Annotated in this window: 12 protein-coding genes and 1 riboswitch; of the genes, 5 read left to right on the plus strand and 7 right to left on the minus strand. The window is 32.5% G+C overall.

Annotation, left to right across the window (positions count from 1 at the left end; genetic code table 11):
* Positions 1 to 20: 20 nt before the first annotated feature.
* From MY04_RS27280 to MY04_RS27290, 3 genes are all read right to left on the minus strand, one after another.
* Positions 21 to 1,355: an InlB B-repeat-containing protein gene (locus MY04_RS27280; RefSeq protein ID WP_066216395.1), complete on the minus strand. Its 1,335-nt coding sequence runs from the start codon at positions 1,353 to 1,355 to the stop codon at positions 21 to 23.
* Positions 1,356 to 1,395: 40 nt separating this feature from the next.
* A complete protein-coding gene (locus MY04_RS27285) occupies positions 1,396 to 2,328 on the minus strand; it encodes a hypothetical protein (protein ID WP_066216404.1) in 933 nt (310 codons plus the stop codon).
* A 67-nt stretch (positions 2,329 to 2,395) separates the two neighbouring features.
* The gene (locus tag MY04_RS27290) at positions 2,396 to 3,751 is read right to left on the minus strand and encodes an InlB B-repeat-containing protein (protein WP_066216407.1); all 1,356 of its coding nucleotides are present in this window, start codon (positions 3,749 to 3,751) and stop codon (positions 2,396 to 2,398) included.
* A gap of 101 nt (positions 3,752 to 3,852) precedes the next feature.
* Positions 3,853 to 4,029: riboswitch (cobalamin riboswitch) on the minus strand.
* A gap of 183 nt (positions 4,030 to 4,212) precedes the next feature.
* Here MY04_RS27290 and MY04_RS27295 point away from each other — a divergent pair.
* The 3 genes from MY04_RS27295 (at position 4,213) to MY04_RS27305 (ending at position 8,073) form a co-directional block, all read left to right on the plus strand.
* The gene (locus MY04_RS27295; RefSeq protein ID WP_066216410.1) at positions 4,213 to 4,797 is read left to right on the plus strand and encodes a hypothetical protein; all 585 of its coding nucleotides are present in this window, start codon (positions 4,213 to 4,215) and stop codon (positions 4,795 to 4,797) included.
* 309 nt (positions 4,798 to 5,106) lie between these two features.
* On the plus strand, positions 5,107 to 6,474 hold the full coding sequence (locus MY04_RS27300; protein WP_066216413.1) for a hypothetical protein: 1,368 nt from the start codon (positions 5,107 to 5,109) through the stop codon (positions 6,472 to 6,474).
* A 96-nt stretch (positions 6,475 to 6,570) separates the two neighbouring features.
* The gene (locus MY04_RS27305; protein ID WP_066216416.1) at positions 6,571 to 8,073 is read left to right on the plus strand and encodes a caspase family protein; all 1,503 of its coding nucleotides are present in this window, start codon (positions 6,571 to 6,573) and stop codon (positions 8,071 to 8,073) included.
* A gap of 98 nt (positions 8,074 to 8,171) precedes the next feature.
* On the opposite strand, the gene MY04_RS27310 is transcribed toward MY04_RS27305, so the two are convergent.
* Both MY04_RS27310 and MY04_RS27315 read right to left on the minus strand, forming a co-directional pair.
* Complete coding sequence (locus MY04_RS27310; RefSeq protein WP_066216419.1) at positions 8,172 to 8,600, minus strand: hypothetical protein; 429 nt, start codon at positions 8,598 to 8,600, stop codon at positions 8,172 to 8,174.
* Positions 8,601 to 8,713: 113 nt separating this feature from the next.
* Positions 8,714 to 9,688, minus strand: coding sequence for a helix-turn-helix transcriptional regulator (locus tag MY04_RS27315; protein WP_066216423.1), 975 nt, complete (start codon positions 9,686 to 9,688; stop codon positions 8,714 to 8,716).
* 386 nt (positions 9,689 to 10,074) lie between these two features.
* On the opposite strand from MY04_RS27315, the gene MY04_RS27320 reads away from it, so the two are divergent.
* Complete coding sequence (locus tag MY04_RS27320) at positions 10,075 to 10,215, plus strand: hypothetical protein (protein WP_158297954.1); 141 nt, start codon at positions 10,075 to 10,077, stop codon at positions 10,213 to 10,215.
* Between the two features lie 210 nt (positions 10,216 to 10,425).
* On the opposite strand, the gene MY04_RS27325 is transcribed toward MY04_RS27320, so the two are convergent.
* Entirely contained in the window at positions 10,426 to 11,937 is a 1,512-nt protein-coding gene (locus MY04_RS27325) for a carboxypeptidase-like regulatory domain-containing protein (protein WP_066216426.1), read from the minus strand.
* A gap of 507 nt (positions 11,938 to 12,444) precedes the next feature.
* Between MY04_RS27325 and MY04_RS27330 the strand changes: the two genes are divergently transcribed.
* Positions 12,445 to 12,690, plus strand: coding sequence for a hypothetical protein (locus MY04_RS27330; protein ID WP_066216428.1), 246 nt, complete (start codon positions 12,445 to 12,447; stop codon positions 12,688 to 12,690).
* Positions 12,691 to 13,362: 672 nt separating this feature from the next.
* On the opposite strand, the gene MY04_RS27335 is transcribed toward MY04_RS27330, so the two are convergent.
* Positions 13,363 to 15,858 carry a hypothetical protein gene (locus tag MY04_RS27335; RefSeq protein ID WP_066216431.1) on the minus strand — a complete coding sequence of 832 codons (2,496 nt, stop codon included), beginning with the start codon at positions 15,856 to 15,858 and terminating at the stop codon, positions 13,363 to 13,365.
* Positions 15,859 to 16,032 lie beyond the last annotated feature (174 nt).

A 16,032-nucleotide genomic window follows, 5' to 3' on the forward strand; every position in this document is an offset into this window, starting at 1 on the left:
CTTGTACTCAAAGCCTTTTATTATTCAATTTCTAACAAAGAAATATCCGCAGCTTTCACAATTTCAGTAGATCTTTCTCCTAACCAACCTGCCATATCAGTTGTGGCAGTGTACACTTTCACGAAATCTACAGCTACTAGATTTACTTTGTTTCCTTCCATATCGACAGCATTATCTAAATCAAATACATCGGCCGCTTGTAGGACACCTTCTTGCTCGTACCCTTTGTTGTCGGCATAACCCCAATCATAAGCATTGTTTGAGTAGATGCCATCTTCTTCTGTTAAATTGGAAGCCAAGCAAGTACCTTCAAATGTAATTTGGCCTTCAGTATAATAACTTGAGTTAGGGAACATCGCATGTTGATGGAAAGGCTCAACGGGTTTGAAGTCAAGTACTCCTTCTTCTGTTTTGCCAGCATACTCGCTCACATATTTAATTTCATATTCATTCTCACCTTCTTCAGGTTTATAATAGGTGATTTTGAAATTGTGTTTTGTTTCCGGTTTATCGTATTCACTACCTTTCAATTGGTACCAAGGCTCATCCTCATCGGCAATACCATTTCCATTAAGATCTTGACAAACCATAACGATTCCTGGCTCACAGCTATCACCGTAAGGTCCTGTAAATGAATTACCGTAAATCGCTAAATCGTTTCCATCATTGTTCATGATAGAGTGATCAAACTTAAATGTAACTGATCCTCCAAAGGTTCCCAAAGAGATAAATTGATGTGAATTGCCAATAATGTTTTCCATAGATGGCTCTTTATCTACATAATTTACAAACTGACCTGGAGCTGGTGAAAAGTCCAATACTTCTGTAATAAATGGAGTGGCATCAGGATTTACATTTGGTTTATAAGCTTCTTTATAGTTTGCTATTAGGATAGTTTCCTTTGTTATTGGCGTGGCAAAATCAAATACTTCTTCTCCACTCATCCAAGCCACAAAAACATAGTCATCTTTTGTTGGATCATTAGGCTCCGTGATGAAGTCGTTTTCAATTACAGTTACCACACTATCAGCAGCACCGTTATCAAATTGAAAAGTCACATTATAAGTAACCGCAATCGCTTCCCATTCGGCTACCAATGTAAAATCATTCAATACTTCTTCCTCAAAGTTATAAGGATCGTCGTTTTTAGTCCAGTTTAAGAATTCGTGTCCTGCTCTTTCAGGATCTACTGGCTTAGTAACCACTTCACCATGAGTCACTTCTTGAGTAGGTATTTGTGTACCACCATTTGTTTCAAAGCTGACACTATGAATTGCCGGTGCTTCATCGTTTACCTGACAACCAGATAAAATGAGAAGAGATACCAAAAATTGTAAAATTCGTTGTTTAGCCATTTTAATTAGTTTTTTAAGAGATTGATTTTTATTGAGATGTTTAATTTTCTTCTTGTGGTAATAATGAGATATCCGCTGCCTTAAAAACTTCTGTCGATCGTTCGCCAATCCAACCATTAATATCAATGGTAGCTGTATAGACTTTTACAAAATCAACAGCGATTAGATCAACGCTTTGTCCGTTTTTATCTACAGCGTTACTGATATCAAATAAATCTGCTGCTTTAAGTATGCCTGTTTGTTCATATCCTTTATTATCGGCATAACCCCAATCGTAGGCATTGTTGTAAATAATTCCATCTTCTTCAGTCACATTCGATTTAAGTAATGTTCCGGTGAAAGAAATTTCATCTTCCTCATAAAAAGATGGAAACATAGGTTGAGGATGCCAAGGTATCACGGGTCTAAAATCGAGTTCACCTTCTTCCACCTGACCGGCATATTCTTTTTTATATTTGATGATATGAGTATCATCTTCCGCCTCAGGTTTATAGTAAGTTACTCTTACCTCATGTTGTGTTTCAGATTTATTATATTCACTACCCTTTAATTGATACCAAGGCTCATTTTCATCAGGTACTCCGTTATGATTAAGATCTTGACAAACCATTACTATTCCTGGTTCGCTACTTCCTTCGAATGGGTTTCCGTAAATAGCCAAATCATCACCTTCTTTATTCATAATGGAATGATCAAATTTAAATGTTACTGATCCCCCAAAAGTGCCTAAGGAGATGAACATGTATGTATCTCCTACAATGTTATCTTTAGTATCTAAATCGTTATCCACTTTATTTAGAAACTGACCCGGCGCTGGAGAAAAATCCAGTACTTCTGTGATGTATGCAGTGGCATCAGGATTTTCGATAGGCACATACGTATTCTCTTCCGACGACTCATCGTTGATCGAGTTTTGGCATGAAGCGAAAATACCTGTCGCTAAAATTAGGCTTGCAAAAATGTATTTTTTCATAACACAAATTGAAAATGTAGGGTAAAAACAAAGTCTTTACCCTACCCAGATTAATATTTAATATGATCTAAATTGAATCACTGATTTGAGGTTGACCATCATGTAACACTGAGATGATTTCTCCGTTTACTGTGATCGTTCTAACATACTTATTCTCCCCTACGAACCCTTCTACTAATGAAAGTTGATCTTCTGATAGATTATCATATCCACCTTCATCATTTAATATTTTAAATGAAATTTCTTCGGTACCTACTTTTGCTTTTACTGTTCCATCAAAAGATACTTTGATGACGTTACCTCTTACTACTTCGTCGAAGTATTCGATACCGTAACGCATTGGTGCTAACCATTTTAATCCGTTGTAAGCTGGTTGCCCGTTTACCTGTTCGTTTCTTTCGTAGGCAAATCCAACTTGAGGAGACGACATGTAAATATCTTTTACCAAATCAAACACAAATGTTCTACCATCAAACTCTGGATCTCCTGCTGCAAAAACTAATGGGAAAGTAAAACATCCATAGTTAGAAGAACTGTAAAGATCTTTTGTACTATTACCTTCTTCATCAATTAGAAAAACTTCTGTTCCCCATGCCCAACCTCTACCAAGGCGGTTTAGTTGAGCTTTTACTGTAGCGTGGTCACCGTTATTCATTGCTTGGAAATCTGCTTGAGACATTGTGGCATAATCAACAGTGGTCTCTCCTGCTCCTAATTCCCATTTAGCTACAATGGTAATATCTGCAGTAATTGGAGTATTAAAATCAAAAGCTGTATCACCTACATACCAACCTAAAAATTCGTATCCTTCTTTTATTGGAGTATCTGTAGGTTCTGCTACTAATTCGTTTTCATCAACAGTAACTTGCACCAATTGATCTCCATTATCGGCATCGAAAGTAACTACAAATTGGTTGATTACTTCTTCGTAAACAGCGACTAAAGTGATGTCTGAAGTGATTGGAGTTTTAAAATCAAAAGCTGCACCATCTACTGACCAGAACTGGAAAAGATATCCTTCTTTGATCGGGTGTTTAGGTTCTTCTAAAGTGCCGTCTTCTAAAACAGTTACCACACTGTCCTCAGCTCCATTATCAAATTGAAATGTTGCTTTGTAAGTTACTTCTAACTCTTCCCAAGTGGCTTTTAATGTGATATCACTTTCTACAGCTTGCTCAAAATCGTAGTCTTCTTCATTTAAAGTCCATGATAAAAATTCGTGTCCTACTTTCTCAGGCTGTGTAGGTTGTGTCACTTTTTCGCCATGAAATACTTCTTGATTTTCAATTTTGTTACCTCCATCGGTATCAAAAGATACGGTATGAACGGCTAATGTTGTATCGTCTGCAGAATTACAGCCTACCAAAAAGAGTAAGGATAATACGAAATAAATCGATTTTTTAAATAGGAGTTGTTTGTTCATCTTTAATTTAGTTTTAAAATCTAAGCGATGAACTTTCAGGAATGAATAGATATTTTACCCATGCATAGGAAAACATATGATACTTAACTCCCGAAGTTTCATCAAAATATATTTGCTTGGTAGGTCTCCTGACTTTGCTCTTTTCTTGAATTGCCTTCTCATTAAAACAATGGCTTTTTAATTCAAGCATTATGAGCATTTACAGTTGCGGGTACAGTTCTGGTCTTTCACCAGATTCCCTTTTATTCCTTTCGGAACCAATGCACAGCAAAGGTGAGAGTTATCTTTACTAATAAAAGTGATAGGAATCATTACTAAAAAGAATTTTTGATTATCATTTTGTAATACGATTCCATACATTTTTTAAAATCTAAAAAATTTAACAAAACCTAATTATCTCAACTTTTTGACTATAAAATCACGTTAAAAAATCTAAAATAAAAATTAAAAAATATCTCATCATGAAAAAGCTAATTTATTTAATTGCTTTTTTTCTTGTTGCCAATTTTGCAAGTGCACAAACTGACAATTCGAATTTAAGTACTTCGAGCACTAAAAAAATCAACTTATTTAATGGTCTTGAAATGGGAATGTCCTTTCAAGAAGTAAATCAAACATTAATATCAAAAATGGATGCAAAACCTATTGATAATGGGTTTTATGAGATTCAGTTTTTAGAGAAACCTGCTACAATAAAACCGGTTTATGATCATAAAGAAAGTCTTGTAAAATTGGTCATTACTATTGAAAATGAAGACATTGAAGTCATCCAAAATAACTTAAATATTATAGGTGCATCCTTCTATCAAAATCCGGATTGGACCATGATCAAAGAAAATGATGAACAATGGTTGGCTTACAAAGAAATTAAACCTGTAGTAGACAATAAAAATGAATTGACCATTTCTTGTCAAGGTATTCATAAAAACAATATTGGTCATCTATGGCATGCCCAATTAATGATTGCTCCTCGAATGGAACAACCTGCAACTTTAGGTCAAGAAGTTATTGCAAAAGAAAGTGATGAAATAAGCACTTTATTCTAAAAAATATTTATTCTTTATCCATATTATTAGACCTGAAAGTAGATCAAAAGATCTGACTTTTAGGTCTTTTTTACTGAATAATTATAAAAAAAAGCGTTTAAACGTTTAAGAATACTTGTTAAGTAATACATCATAAAAAACCTTCCTCAGACCTCATAAAATACAATTTTGTCTAGTTTTAATTAAAAAGTGTCTATAAAAATTGATCTTATGTATAGTTAGATTCTAGTATATACAATTGAACATTATTAAAGTAATGAGTTAGTTAGGTGTAACAATTACGTGTATAATTGATAACACTACTGTGAAATGAATACTAATTACTTTAAACTATCTACAACTACAATCATCACAATTCTATTGTTTGTTTGTAGTCATCTTTCTGGGCAAGTTCTCACTCTAACTGGAAATACCGTTATTAACGATGTATCTGAATTAACAGCATATAGTGAGGTTGATTTAAATGGCTATCATTTAGACCTTAATTTTTCAGGAGAACTTCTGAAAGACTTTAAAATTAATAGTTCCGTTTTAGGCGATACCACTAATCAAAAAGTGACTATTGGACCTAATGTAAAAGCAAACAAATTAAGTGTTGCAGATGCAGCTTTTCATCTTTTTCTTAATGTATTAGGCGAAGCATCAACTAGTAATTTGAAATTTAAATCGCTTTCATCTAATCTAAAATTGAATGTTGCAGAAAATGCCACCTTTGTAAATAAAGGTATTGCTGAAATATTTAATGCCACCTTGAATATTGAAGGAAGTTATACAAATAATGGGAACCTCACTTCTTTAGCAAACAATAAAATAGATATTACTATTTCAGAAACTGGCCTCTTAGATGTCGATGGCTTTGTCTATATCGGCCAAAATTCTAATCTCACAATCTATGGTGTAATGGAAGTATTAAACGATTTAAGAGTTTATGCTTATACTGTTATTGACTTTGGACTTGATTGTGATGTTGGAGAACTGACGGTATTAGGTGATATTATCCTAGATGTACATAATGATGTGGATGTTTTTAAAGTAGAAGGTTGTGGTAATGTAAATCAAACTAATTGCTTTGAATTTGGTACTGGAGGAACTGAAAATGAAGGTCGTTTTTGCGGTGACCTTCCAGTCGAATTAGTCTACTTTAAAGGTTTTCAAGACAACAACAATCATATTTTAATTTGGCAAACAGCTACTGAGCAAAACGCTTCTCATTTTGAAATTCAAGGTTCTTATGATAGAAACAAATGGACGACTTTAGGTAGTGTGCAAGCGAATGGCAATACCAACTTTACCATTGATTACGAGTTTGTACAAAGAGGAGAAAAGTTCGCTTTCTACAGATTAGTACAATACGATTACAATGGAGAATATAGTATTTTCGGAAGTATAAGCATTGGAAATACAAACGAATTTACATCTAGAGTCTTTCCAAATTTAGCACATGCCAATGCACAATTTAAATTGGAAATGTCAGGTATAAATTCAGAACTCCCACTCTCCTTAAATTTATTTGATCATAAAGGTAATCTTGTGTGGAACACAGAACTACCTGTTTCTTTAGGCGACAATAATCTTGTTAGTTCTTTTAAAATCGATAGCCCCTTGACTTCCGGCTTATACCTATTAGTTGCTACAAATGGATCAAAAAAGGAAGTAAACAAAATTGTTATTAAATAAATTATAGAAAACATTTCACTTTAAAAACCCTTAGGAAACAATATCCTAGGGGTTTTGTTGTTTCTATAGTATAACCCAAAATGAAAACATCGCTGAATGAGATTAATTATCCTACTAACTATATTTCCTTCCATTCTTTTTGCCCAGGAAATAAATTATCCTAAAATAGATCCTCATCAAAAGGTGGTTCTTTTTGAAGATCACTTTGACCAAAATAACTTTAATTGGGATGAACACGAATATTTACAATACGATGCTACAGAACAAAAGATTGCCAATAATCAATATCGTTTGAAGTCGCATGACAAGACTACGGAAACCTATGCTATTCTTAGAAATTTTGATTTCCCAAAATATGACAATTTTGAGATTATCACTTCTATGAAATATGAGGGACTTAATGATAAAGGAGGAAACATGTTTGTCTGGGGGTATAATTATAAAAAAGGATCTGAATATTCCTTCGGTTTTAACGGTAGAGGAGAGATCTGTGTGCGGTATACTGATAAACGAAAAAAGGAACAATTCCTTATGCCTTGGACTTTTACGGATAAAGTTAAGCAAGACGATTTCAATGAACTGAAGGTATTGAAAATGGAAAATTGGTATTACTTATTTATCAATGGCTTCTGTTTTTTTAAATTTCCATACAAAGAGTTACTCCCTTATGAAGACGCTATAGGTTGGGAAGGAAAGGGTACAGATATGTCAATAGACTATTTTATAGTAACAGGTATCAATTCATCTATTGATGAATACACCGAAAGCCTCATACATTCTACCTCTGCTTTTGATACTCCTAACAATGAAGTAGTAGTCACGAATAAATCAGCTGGTATTCTAAAATTAAAGATTGATTCTGTTGAAAATGAGTTAATCAAAGGAGAGTATTATGCACTCCTTATCGCCAATGAAAAATATGAAGATAAAGACTGGGCGAACTTAAAACACCCTATAAACGATACGAAAAAGTTAAAATCTATTCTCACTAGAAAATATCAATTCAAAGAGGAAAATATTGTATATGTAGAAAATGGGACCCGTACAGATATTCTAAAGGGCTTTAATGAAATCATTAAAAGAACGCATGAACACGATAAGGTTTTGATTTACTATTCAGGTCATGGAATCTATGATTATAGGGCTGAAGAAGGCTTTTGGATACCATCAAATGGAGGTAGCGTTGATGATACCGAATGGATTGCCAATTCTTCATTAACCAGGAAAATAAAGTCTATATCTGCAAATCATGTTTTCTTAATATCAGATTCTTGTTTTGGCGGAAGTATATTTAAACTGAGCAGAGGAAAACTGACATCAATAGAAAAATCGGTAAAAAAATACATAGAGAAAAAAAGTAGAAAAGGCATGACAAGCGGAGCACTTGATACTGTGCCCGATAAAAGTGTCTTTGCCAATTACCTTTACGAATACTTAAAAAATAACACTAAGAAATACCTTACCACTACTTCTTTATTTAATGGCATCAGCGAAATTGTTGCTTTGAATAGTGAAAATATCCCTCAGTATTCCGTCTTACAAAATACAGGTGATGAAGGAGGTCAATTTGTATTTTATAATGTAGGAGGTTTAGATTAACCTGATAAATAAAAAAGACGTTGCTGTATCATTTACCCACAGGAATTACACTCTAGGCTAATGATACATCAACGTCAATAAAGAATAAAGACAAATATTTAATTATTATCATTTCTTATCGCTCTGTAGCTTACGCTATGGTCTTTTATTGCATAAGATTCGATGACGTGGTAATTGTTATCCTTAAAGAATAACACTTTTACGAAGAAATAATCATTCTTTGTTTTCTCTACAGGATCTGAATAAACTCTATAGTTTCTATTCACAGTAGAATCGTTATTTACATCGTAGTAAATTTCCACTCTTGTATTCGTTAAGGAATCGACAAAAACTGTTATTTCATCTTTGTCAGCAAATTTCGTATCGTCAATAAGCACATGTATAGCACTTTCAGGCTCATCCCCATCATCATGAAGTGTGATAGATGTTGAAAGAGAGGTTAGGCTTGGTGTTAGACTATCTGTTTCGTCACTAGCACAAGAAAATAAAAAGAAGCTACTTACAATAAATAAAAAGAGATGTTTCATATTAGTTATAATAAATTGAGTACAAGCAATAAAGCCTATTAAAAGGCATGTCGATTGGGTTCTTTACAATACAACTAAAATAATGAATAAAATGATTTAAAAATATAGAATTTCTATACTTTATTAAGAATTAAATATTTTTTCGGAGATAAACCATAATGCTTTTTGAAACTGTTTGAAAAATGTTGGGTATGTGTAAATCCAAACTTTTCGGCAATTTCTGTATTCGATAGGGAATCTTCTAATAAAACATCTCTCACTTTTTCCATTCTTCTTATGGTAAAATAGTTATAGATAGTGTGCCCAAAAACTTCATGGAAAAGTTGTTGGATTAAATGTTTTTCCACACCAGAATCTTCCACTAATTTAGCCACATCTGGCTTCTGAGAGAGGTTTTCTAAAATGCTTTCTCTAATTTTAAATAAAGCGGCAAATTCTTTATTAGTAATTCGTTTTGCACTATTCCCTGCTTCGATATCGACTTTCTTTAAGCTATTAATAAATATGTAATACAATTCTTGCATCTTTACTGATAGCACTTTTGTCTGCAATGTTGGTGAATAGTTCAATATCTCTATCAACATCAAGCGGAAAGCGTATAAATCGGGTTGTTCTTCGAAGAAGTGAAAGAACTGTTTTTTATTAAGAAAATAATGACTTGCTTGATAATTATCGATTTCATTTAAAGCTTCTTCAGAAAAGAATAATTGGATGTGTTTTAATAACTGTCCTTTTCTAACAGTACCATCAATAGCCAAATCTTTAGTACAAGTATGGAAACCTTTCCATTTTATTTCATGTTGGTTATTCTCTTCGTTAGACTCAATCCAGATATCTGTATTAAAAAATGAAGCAACATATTTAAAATATTCGGATTCGGAATAATCAATTTGAATGCTTAGATCTTGAAAAACTTCAATTCTATACATCATAAAATAATTGGAGGGATGTATTTTATAGAAATAGATGAATCCCTTACCTATTTCATTATCAATTTTAAGATAGTTAGGATGAATAAACTCTCCTTGAAAATAGTTTTGTAACCACTGTTTATGCTGATTGAAGTCGTGTATTTTTTTTCCTTTCATCTCAAAAAATCGATTAGAAATATCAAATAATATTCAAACTTAAAAAAAACACCCTTTAAACAAAAGGTGTCTTTCCTTACAATTGCTATTTACTTGTCTATTTATCTTTATTCTTTTATCAATTTTATATAAAATGAAGTTTGTTTGAATAGTTTTGTTTCTACATCATTTAATGTTTACATAATTAATACAACCTAAAGCCTCACCCCCCTATTTTCATTAACATCAGATAACATATAGCTGAATTTCAGACACTTACAACCATAAAAGCGAAGCCTTTTAATATCATTAACAGCTACTCAGTTAGTTTAACATTGAAAATTTCATCTTTGCTAGGATAATTGTGTTATTGGCATTGTTAAACTAGTTACAATCAAAAAAACTAAATGATGATTACTAGAAAGAAAAATGAATTGTATGAAATAAAGCATGAAAATGGGAAATTCTTTCTGTATAAAAACAAGCAGCATATAAAGACTTTCCATAATGAATTGATTGCTATGGGGTATGTAAAGAATTTACACTAAGCAATTTTGATTTTAGTAATTAAGAAACAACTTTAAATAAGAAATGCTCCTTTTTTAAGGAGCATTTTTATATTACAATTGGTTGTACTTTCACACTAAGGCTAAAGGTATTTTTGGTAATTATTTTAGTTAAATTACATTATTATAAACGTATTAGAGAAAGGTAGTGTCTACCTTTTTTACATTTATTTAATAAAAAAATTAACAATTTTAATTTACTTGCTTTCGCTTATATTCCTGTAGTTCCTTAGTAGGTTCCAAAATAGTACCTTGCCCCCAATCATATCCTTTGGAGGTGACCACCTTCTCGAATTTCACTTTCTTTGGTTGAGTAAACTCTTTGTAATCTTTATCAGTTAGATCTTTTCTTTCTATTACTAATATTTCTCTAGTGTCTTCGGAATTCGCTACAATGTTAAACCTCACTTTTACCTCGTTCAGCGTTTTATCAACCAAAAAGCGTTTCCTCTTCTTTAAAATCGAGAAACTTCTTTCTACGGAAAATGACGTATGTTCTACGGCCTTCAAATACTTTAAATAGTATTTGTCTTTATCCTTTTGGAATATCACTCTCCCTTTTTTAAATAATTCTGTATAGCCAAAACCGAATAGGTGAATATCTCTCCCCTCTTTATCTGGTGCATATTCAAAATCTAAAGATAATATCGCATAGGTCTCTGTGGATACATACATACTGCCTTTAAATAGACCTCCATTTTTTGGAGTAAAATGTATGAGGTAAACAACATCGTCGTCGTACATCGAAACACCCTTGATCTCATATTTGTATTTCCCTCTTTTAGTAATAAACTCCCAATTCTTACTATCTATATCCGCATAATCTTTTGCTGTTGAACGTATTCCTCCTTTTACATAAGAAGTCACCATCTGAAAACTCGTGCTATCTCTTCTAGGTTCATCTTCTTTGGTGATATCAGAAGAGTCTCCTCTTATTTTAGTAGATATTATACCCATTTTAAATCGATAATACACATCGTCATCCGCAAAAGTAGACTCCATGTCATCAAGTAAAAATTCAAACTTTTTAGACAGTTCATCATATGCTTTGGAAGCTGTTGATTCCTCTAGAGAAATCGCTTTATAGGGTTTTAACTTAGTGCTATCTTGATGATGAAGCAGATATAGTTGAACATCACTGTAATCTATAAACTCATCTGGCATCATATTCATCACATTGTTTAATGTTTCCTGATCGATACCATCAAAGCTTGATTTCTTAATCGTCATTGGGTTCATAATCGCTTTGTCTAGTGCGACCTTACCAAAGTGATGTACAAACATAAAATCCTCGTGAGAAGGAAGATCTTGATAATTCTTTGAGAAATTATCTTCTATCAAAGCCACAATGTCTTTTGGGGAGATGTCTTTGTCTGTTACCTCCACCTCATCTAAATTCATTACGTTGGGATGAAGTGAGATCTTAGAATTTTCTGGTAACTCTCTAATACGAACCTTAACGGGAGAGTAGCCTCCAAAATAAAAAGTTAAAGAATCGTTTTCATCAATGTTTTTGATGGAGAAAGCAAATTTCCCCTCTGCATTGGAAACGGTACCCTTTCTACTATTATTTAATATGATATTAGTATAAGGTAATGGGTCTTGGGTTTCAGCATCAACAATAACACCTTTGATTACATCTTGTCCATAAAGGGAAGTTATTGATAGTAAAGTTATTAAGATAGATTGATAAAATAGTTTCATTTTTTTCGTTTTAATTTGACATGTCAAGATACAAAATAAGACGCTTCAAAATGAAAAAAAGAGGTAATGCTTTATTAAAAATTAGAACTTATAAGTTCAGTGGCCTTTAAATCAATTATCATATGTTCAATGTTACTGATAATATAATAGAAGAGAACAAAATATTGTTTTGCTCCTTGTACTAGTAAAAAGACAAGGCTACACAGTATGACGATTAATCTTTGTTTTTCTTGTTCCATGATACAGTGGGTAATAGTTACTTCACTCAAAAAACAAGATTGAATTCTCACTCGTTCAAAAAGTAGAAGTCAAAAAAAGTTCATTTACGTAACTAAACAACCGATTGCAACATTTTTTATATAGGAAAACACTGAAAAAAAGTAAAAATGCTTATGTAAATATGAATTTGTAAATATTTATAATGAATATTCTTTGAAGTTTTAAGACTTTTTCTTTGATTTACCACACACTTACGAAATGATCTATTATTAACTGTATTTTTTTACAATGTCCAAAGAACTCAAAACAATCAAACTTTTGGCTGGTATCTGCCTGAGCAATAATATCAGTCTACAAACAATTGTCCGTCAAATGGGAATTCAAGCGTCCACATTTGAAATTGAAGAAATGGTTGAACAACTATTTGCCCAAGGGTATATTTCAAATATTGAAAAAAGTCCAAAAGGCGTTTTTTGTTCAATTACATCTACAGGTACAGAAAGAGCTCAAGAGTTACTTGAGTCTGCTATCTAATAATCGCATATAAGGAAATAAAACTACCAAGTATTTAAGATCCTTGAGATGTAAAAAACTAAGAGGTTGTCACACAGTTATTTGTGACAACCTCTTTTTTATATCAAATTTTTTCAAAACATGACATAAGTCATGTTTTAATTAAAAAAAGATCATGAAAAGTGTTGAAATATTAATTTAAATTTATAGTGTAAAAAATACATTAATTAACTTGATACCTATTTAACCTTAACCAATATACATAATCAACACAATCAGCTTAGCTTAAAAAAAACTGCTCCAATTTATTATTGAAGCAGTTTTTTGTGATAAAAGTAAAACTACTAATATACAAGTGAAAGTACACCAAATACTACAACGCTCATAATTCCTGCTAAATACAAGGTTTCTAAATACAGTTTTGCTCGTAGTTTCATCGTTTCTTTGTTAATCATCTTCATTAAGTCGTTATCGTTCCCTATTTGTTTTTCAAGTTGTTCTGTTTAGACAATTTATTATTAAAGTTTGTCAATGAGAACTGTGAATTTAATATTTTTTACGGTAAAATCAAGGTATTAATACTGAACAACTTTGTAAGTAAACAACATTAAAAAGCTATACCCTATCGTTTTATAGATACTTAACACCAATAACATTGAACACTTAACGTATTTTAGTCGATGATTATCTATTTTAATTATTTTTAAAAGTTTTTACTTCATAATAAGGTTCACCTCTTTGATCTATCCCCTCCACTTCTATCAGATAGTCAGATGCTTTATCATCAGTAAAAAATTCTACTGTTCCGGTACCTGTACTATCAATCTCTACATTAGGGAACCACTCTAAAGTAATTCTATGGTCGGGTTTTCTATGATCATCACTTTGGACATCATATTTAGGTGTATAGTATTCCTTGCCAACATAATAACCTGGGTGTTTAATACTATTGATTCCATAAACGGTATAATTAGGCGATGATCCTCCGGTTTTAGACCATAATGCAATTATTCCATTTTCTGCTCCATACACATAAAGTGCTGCATCAGCAGGGCTCAATACCTCAAAATATTCAATTTCAGATGCCATCATTGATTTTAACATCACGATATCTGCAGTGAAGTTATCTAGAATCACTGGGAAGTCGTTAAAATCTGTACTGATCCCTGCCTCATCAATATCAACTACTCCACCATTAGATCCGATACCGTATCTTCTTAACATCATTGATGCTCTAGGATTGTATTGAAGCATTTGCCAGACCGTCATGCCCTCATAATTCATAGAATCGATAATCACTCTGCTTAGAACATCTGTATGAAGTTTACCTGGTCGATCAAAAGGATCGTTTTCAGCCAAATCAGAAATTTCTACTTCATCAAGGATGATGGTTTTAGAATCGAAAGCTCTATTTATCTTTTCAATATCTAAAACTTCTTTCTCATAGGCTGATAACGCATTTATGGTTTCCTCCTTAACAGTTGATGAAAATGGATATATAATTGGTGAATCCACTCCGTATAAAGAAATATCTACGTTTTTATTTTCTGTAGTCCTGCCCTTTTTGGTATTAAATTTTTTGGCAGAAAAAACGAAATCGGTAGTATCATAAAAGACCATTCCTGTAAACATAAACTTACCGAGATCGTCTGTTACTACTTGTTCTGCATACGACCTTTCCCCGTTCAAAGAAGTCATGGTAATTTCTGAAACTCTTACCTTCTCCTTGTTCAATACTTTTGTGGTTCTACCCATAATAGAAATTCCTCTCTCTGGTAAGAATTCCATTTTTAGGGAATCGTCCAAATGATCCAACCATACTGGTTGTTCATAACCTTGGGTCAACATCAAGTTATCTAACCAATTAGATTTTTCTAAACTGTAATCGACAAAATAGGATTTTGGTTGCTCTATATTACCTTTAATATCCTCTTGAAACAACCAGCTAGATTCTAATGTTTTTGTTTTCGTATCCATGTCAATCAAGTTCTTATCAACTATACTGATAGAAGATACACCTGACATGCCTGTACTGTCGCTATCTTTTAAATCTAATGTTAGGGTGGCCTTATCTCTCTTTTTGTACATTGGCTTGTCCATAGAGATGGATAAGTTTTGAGGAATGTATTTAAACGATTTACGTTCGACAATCGGTAATAAATCTTTATTCAATAAAGTGAATCTTACTACCCCATTTTTGATTCGGTCTGTGGGTATTTTAATAAAGGCGGTCACATTTTTTGATGCAATGCTCCATGTATTCAATACTTCTCCTCTTTGGGACATCATCAAATGCACTCCTTCTGCCAATTGATTATCGTTGGAAATAATTTGTGCCCTCCATATCTCAGGCTTAATATTATTGATCTTTAAAACCGTTGCTTGTGTTTCCACTTTTGGCAGATCATATTTTGTAGGATGTTGTTTGTGAAGGTCTTTATTAAGTACAGCATAATACGTCTCGTTATTTTTTGGTGAAAGGTACAAGCTTCCCATTCCCAAATAATCACTTTTTATTTCTTGAACTTTTTCATCATTTTGATTAAAAACCGTTGCCGTAAAGTCTTGACCATATCCGGATTCGTTGAGTAATTTAAATCCAACCTTATTTGGGATGTTGGCCATCATTTTTCCCGACTCTGCAAAAAATTGCAAATCAAATTTTTGATTATAATGCTGACTGCCGTTGATTTCTGATGATGAGTCGTTTGCATTCTTTTCTTCAGCAACTCTTCTTTGTTCTATATCGATTTGAAAGACATTTACTTTTTGCTCGAAGAAATAGTCTGTTCCATAATTTCTCATCCAATTGGTATAGGCTCTTAATAAATACTCTCCTTGAGTTAGTTCGGTACTTAATTTTATGTCTCCGTGATTATGTTCTTTATCCAAATGAATGACTTGCTTAGAAACAATCTCACTCTTTGGGTTGATCCATTCCACATACACCGTTTTACTTAATTGTTGTGGAAGAAAACGTGAAGCTTCTCTGAGGTACACCTTATAATAGATACTTTCGCCAGCCATATAATAGGGCTTATCGGTATGAATATAAAGAACTTCTTTGGCTAAAAGTTTTCTTTGCTGATTGATCTTAGCTACTAATTTCTCAATTGGACTTTGTTCTGAAAAGTTCATTAAAAAAATAGAAACCACCAATAGAAAGATGAAGGTAGTTGCTTTTTTCATTGTTAATTTAATCTCTAGAGTTCCCCCTATTTTAATTAGTCACACATAAATTTATTATCTATTACAAATTTAAATAAATAATTGATTTCTAGACTATACCTTTTAATATTTCAAGAAAACATATCAAAATAGAAGGGTTGGATAGGTTCTTATATTATTGGTATTCTATTTGAT

The sequence above is a fragment of the Flammeovirga sp. MY04 genome (assembly GCF_001682195.2).
In the GTDB taxonomy this organism is placed as follows: domain Bacteria; phylum Bacteroidota; class Bacteroidia; order Cytophagales; family Flammeovirgaceae; genus Flammeovirga; species Flammeovirga yaeyamensis.